Source organism: Phenylobacterium sp., from assembly GCF_031412415.1.
Taxonomy (GTDB): Bacteria; Pseudomonadota; Alphaproteobacteria; order Caulobacterales; family Caulobacteraceae; genus Phenylobacterium.
The window spans coordinates 1-4,156 of the sequence record NZ_JANOCX010000170.1 but is presented as its reverse complement, the minus strand read 5'-3'; the positions used below and the strand labels follow the sequence as shown (position 1 = coordinate 4,156).

General features: G+C 66.9%; 4 protein-coding genes and 1 pseudogene. 4 read left to right on the top strand and 1 reads right to left on the bottom strand.

Annotated features, from left to right (window positions below; all coding sequences use genetic code 11):
- The first annotated feature begins 222 nt into the window (after window positions 1-222).
- The gene (locus tag RMO04_RS08280) at window positions 223-1,002 is read left to right on the top strand and encodes a c-type cytochrome (protein WP_309644308.1); all 780 of its coding nucleotides are present in this window, start codon (window positions 223-225) and stop codon (window positions 1,000-1,002) included.
- 365 nt (window positions 1,003-1,367) lie between these two features.
- The gene (locus tag RMO04_RS08275) at window positions 1,368-2,060 is read left to right on the top strand and encodes a hypothetical protein (RefSeq protein WP_309644307.1); all 693 of its coding nucleotides are present in this window, start codon (window positions 1,368-1,370) and stop codon (window positions 2,058-2,060) included.
- 23 nt (window positions 2,061-2,083) lie between these two features.
- Here RMO04_RS08275 and erpA read toward each other — a convergent pair whose 3' ends face one another.
- Window positions 2,084-2,416, bottom strand: a complete 333-nt coding sequence (erpA, locus tag RMO04_RS08270) for an iron-sulfur cluster insertion protein ErpA (RefSeq protein WP_309644306.1) — start codon at window positions 2,414-2,416, stop codon at window positions 2,084-2,086.
- A gap of 81 nt (window positions 2,417-2,497) precedes the next feature.
- On the opposite strand from erpA, the gene RMO04_RS08265 reads away from it, so the two are divergent.
- Complete coding sequence (locus RMO04_RS08265) at window positions 2,498-3,664, top strand: deoxyguanosinetriphosphate triphosphohydrolase (protein WP_309644305.1); 1,167 nt, start codon at window positions 2,498-2,500, stop codon at window positions 3,662-3,664.
- 96 nt (window positions 3,665-3,760) lie between these two features.
- Window positions 3,761-4,156: pseudogene (locus RMO04_RS08260) on the top strand (SPOR domain-containing protein); the annotation flags it as partial.

Here is a 4,156-nt window from a genome sequence, read left to right as displayed (position 1 = left end):
CCAGTCGCAAATCCTCAATGCGATCACCAGCGGCGTCGCGACCGGCTCGACCCTGGCGCATATCAACCCTCGCTGTCGCGACCGTTCGAGACCAGGATGACCGGGGTCGGGTCGTAGGGAATTTGCGAGATCGCAAATTCGAGCGGCGATGGTCGGCATAGGATCTCCGTCGGCGATGCGCGTCACGGCGCATGCCGAGGCGGGCCTGACGAGGACAGATCAATGCGAACGCTCGCCTTTGTCGCTCCATCGCTGGTCATATCCCTGGCCTTGACGGGTTGCGCACTGCTTCAAACGCCTCGCGAAAGCGCGCCCACGCCGGTCGCGCGCGGCCACCTGGAGGCGATACGCCACTGCGCCGCCTGCCATGCGGTCGAGCTAGGGGGGGTCAGTCCGCATCCTAGAGCGGCCGCCTTCGCCAGCGGAGAAATGCAGCATACGGCGGGGATCGAAGGCCGGGTGGCGGCGCTGACGCAACGGGGCCACTACGACATGAAGCCCCTCGAACTGAGCGGTCAGCAGGTAGAGGACATCGTCGCCTATATCGCGAGCCTCGAGGACCCTGGCGGCCGCACGGGCGCAGAGGCTGGCGCGGTTCCCCAGGCTGAGGGATTTCGCCCCGCCGCCCTCCTCGTCGCCGCGCAAGGCGCTGGGCCCGAACAAGACCCGGCTGGCTCAATGGAGCTTGGCCGCCGGATCGTGGAAAGCAAGTGCGGCCGCTGCCATGGGATCGGGGCCTCCGACGCTAGCCTCCACCCCGTCGCCCCCGCATTGCGTGACCTTTCGGAACGTTACGATGTGGAGGCTCTCGGAGAATCCCTTGCAGAAGGTATTCTCACGGGCCACCCGGACATGCCCGAGTTTCGTTTCGAGGCCCCGGAGATCGAATCCATTCTCCGCTACCTCAAGAGCCTCCAGCTTCGACAACGCGGTGAGCGGCCTCCCACGCCGTCGCGGGGCCCGGCCAGGGCTCCCGCGGCTGCATCCCACGGCTGGACTTAACGCCGGACCGATGGCGGGGGCTCAGGTCGCCCAAACTGGCCTCCGGGCCGAGTGTCCGCTTCCCGGCTCCGTCCAAAGGTCTGAAGTTGGCGCATAGCCGCCGCGGGCCGCGTGCGCCGGCTTCCTTCAAGCAAGCTCCCCCATTTGGGCTCTGGGATTTCGCGGGAAGCAACGCTGATGCCGCCAGCGTTACAGCCACTAAGGGAAATCGTACCGTCGAAATATCGAAGTAACGGAAGATGTTACAAGATCGATCGGAGTTCTAGCTGGCGATTCGCATTGACGGCTCCCTAGCGGACCGGGACGCTAGAAGTCCTGCGGAGGGGGCTCAAGCCCCCGCGGACATCGAGTTGGGGTCGTTTGAAATGCTGCGCTGGTCTGTCGTCATGTTCGCCGCCCTGCTTGGCTCTCCTGCGCTCGCCGGGCCCTGCGCACCCAAGGACATGGTGCGGGTTGTCTCCTTCAACGCCACGCCAGGCGTCGACCCGGCGTCGCCGACGCTGAAGCCGCGCACGGTCTATCGCCTTGGCGCGCTGTTCGCGCGCATCGAGGAGGCACCCGATCCCGCCAACCGCGCTCAACGGCTGACAGTGATTCGCGAACCGGACATCTGGATCGCCAACCTGTTCGACAAAAAGGGACAGCACGTCCTGGACCCCGGGCCGACCTTCGAGGTCCGCGCGCCGCTCTTCCAGACACGCGACCTCCCGCCGCTCTTCAACGAGCTCGAGCTTGGCTGCGAACTCGATTTCGTGGACGCCTATGCCCCCACCTCGCAGGGCAAGGTGACCGTCGGCGGCGCGGACCTGGTGAAGCATCAGGTGATCATCGGCGCGCAGCGGATCGAATTCCTGCTTCGTCCCGCGGCGAAGGGCGGGACGCGAAAGGTCCATTCCATCGGGCTCTATGTGAACGAGCAGCCAAAGTCGGTCATACGCTACCTGACCTACGATATCGGGCCAGCGAACATGGCGCTGTTCGAGATGCCCAAGGGCGTGACCTTCGTCGAGGCGCCGCTTGCTGCCCCGCCGCCGCCGCCGCCGCCGCCAAAACCCTAAGCTGTCGGCTGTTCCGCTGGCTCTCAGATGGAGAAGCTGACGCCGCAGCCACAGCTGGACTTGGCGTTGGGGTTGCGGATCTTGAACTCCGCCCCGGCCAGCTCGTCGACATAGTCGATCTCAGAGCCCTTCAGCAGCACCAGGGACATCTCGTCCACCAGGGCCGCGGCGCCGTCGCGTTCGATGCGCAGGTCGTCGGGCTGGGCGCTGTCCACCAGATCGAACTGATACTGGAAACCAGAGCAGCCGCCGCCCTCGACGGCGATGCGCAACATCATCGGCCTGCCCTCGGCCGCGCCGATGGCGTGCAGCCGCTGGGCGGCGGCGGGGGACAGGGTAAGCTCGGTGCTGGTCATGATCTTTGGAAAACCTTTGTCTGGACTATATGAGTTCGCCAAGCCCTTCCACCAAGGGGGCAGTTTTCACGCAGAGACATCATGGTCGCCGCAGCCCCCTATGCCGAAGACGCCGCCCTCTCGCTGGGGCGCAAGGTCGCCGAGCCGGAGAGCCGCACGCGAACGCCGTTCGCCCGCGATCGCGACCGCATCATCCACGCGACGGCGTTCCGACGGCTTAAGGAGAAGACGCAGGTTTTCGTGGCCCACGAGGGCGACCACTTCCGCACCCGGCTGACCCACTCGCTGGAAGTGGCGCAGGTGGCCCGCTCCCTGGCGACGGCGTTGGGGCTGGAGCCGGACCTGGCCGAGACCATCGCGCTCGCCCACGACCTGGGCCATCCGCCCTTCGGCCATGCCGGGGAAGACGAGCTGCAGGTGCAGATGGAGCCCTACGGCGGCTTCGACCACAATGTGCAGACCTTCCGCGTCGTCACCAAGCTGGAGCGGCGCTATCCGCGCTGGGACGGCCTGAACCTCACCTGGGAGACGCTGGAAGGCGTCATCAAACACAATGGGCCGGTGACCGGGAAACTGGATCGCCCATCGTGGAAGGCGATCACCGAATTCGACGCGGAGTACGACCTGGGCCTGGGGACCCGGGCTTCGGCCGAGGCCCAGGTGGCGGCCCTCGCCGACGACATCGCCTATAACAACCACGACGTGGACGACGGGGTGCAGGCCGGCCTCTTCGATCTGAAGGAACTTCTCGACGTGCCGCTGATCGGTCCGATCCTGGCGGGCGTCTACCGCGAATTCCCGGACCTCGATCCCGGCATCATCCGCCTGGAGGCCGTGCGCCGAATGATCGGCGCCATGGTCGACGACGTGATGGCCGAGACCCATCGTCGCGCCACGGCCTCCAAGGTCGCGTCCGCCGAGGAGGTTCGCAACCTCGACCACGCCCTGGTGGCCTTCTCCCGCGACATGCTGGAGGACCTGGGCCGTCTGCGGGAATTCCTGATGAGCCGGATGTACCGGCACTGGAAGGTCAACCGCACCCGCAGTCAGGCCCGCCGCATTCTCGCCGAGATGTTCCAGTTGTTCATGGCCGAGCCCGACGTCCTGCCGACGGAGTGGTTCGCCCGGTCGCAGAACCGCGACGACGCCGGCCGCGCCCGGGTGGTGTGCGACTACATCGCCGGCATGACCGACCGCTACGCCATCGAAGAGCATCGCCGACTTTTCCACCTCGACGTCTGGAACTAGGCTTCCAGAACAGTTCGGAGTCGGGTCGCCTTCGGTAGACTGACCCGAGACCGGGCGCGATTCGCGTTTCCCGGCCTAGACTCTTCGAGGCCTTCGATGTCCGATCCCGATCGCGGCGCATATGCTCCCCCGACCGACGCGCCGCTCAGCTTCGACGCGCGCCAGCCCGTGCGGGGTTCCAAGCCCGCGCCGCTGATGCTGATCATCAGCGCCGTGGTGCTGATCCTCCTGGTGATCGCCATCGTGCTGTTCTACCGCTCCGGCGTGCGCGAGGCGGGCCAGCCGCCACAGACCGTCGGCGCGCCGGTCGGCGAGCTGAAGGCCGCGGCCCCCGTCGAGGCCCAGCCGGTGGACCCGGCCGAGGGCCTGCAGATCTATCGCTCAGAGGACGGCAAGGCCGATGCCGCCGGCCCGACCTTTATCGACCCGCCCGAAGCGCCCCAGCCGCGTTCGCCACCGGTGGTGGTCCAGCCGCCGCCCCGGCCGGCGCCC

Excerpts from the sequence above, each read along its gene's own strand:
- erpA (WP_309644306.1), bottom strand. The coding sequence starts at position 2,416 with ATGACCAGCACCGAGCTTACCCTGTCCCCCGCCGCCGCCCAGCGGCTG.
- RMO04_RS08280 (WP_309644308.1), top strand. The coding sequence starts at position 223 with ATGCGAACGCTCGCCTTTGTCGCTCCATCGCTGGTCATATCCCTGGCC.
- RMO04_RS08275 (WP_309644307.1), top strand. The coding sequence starts at position 1,368 with ATGCTGCGCTGGTCTGTCGTCATGTTCGCCGCCCTGCTTGGCTCTCCT.
- RMO04_RS08265 (WP_309644305.1), top strand. The coding sequence starts at position 2,498 with ATGGTCGCCGCAGCCCCCTATGCCGAAGACGCCGCCCTCTCGCTGGGG.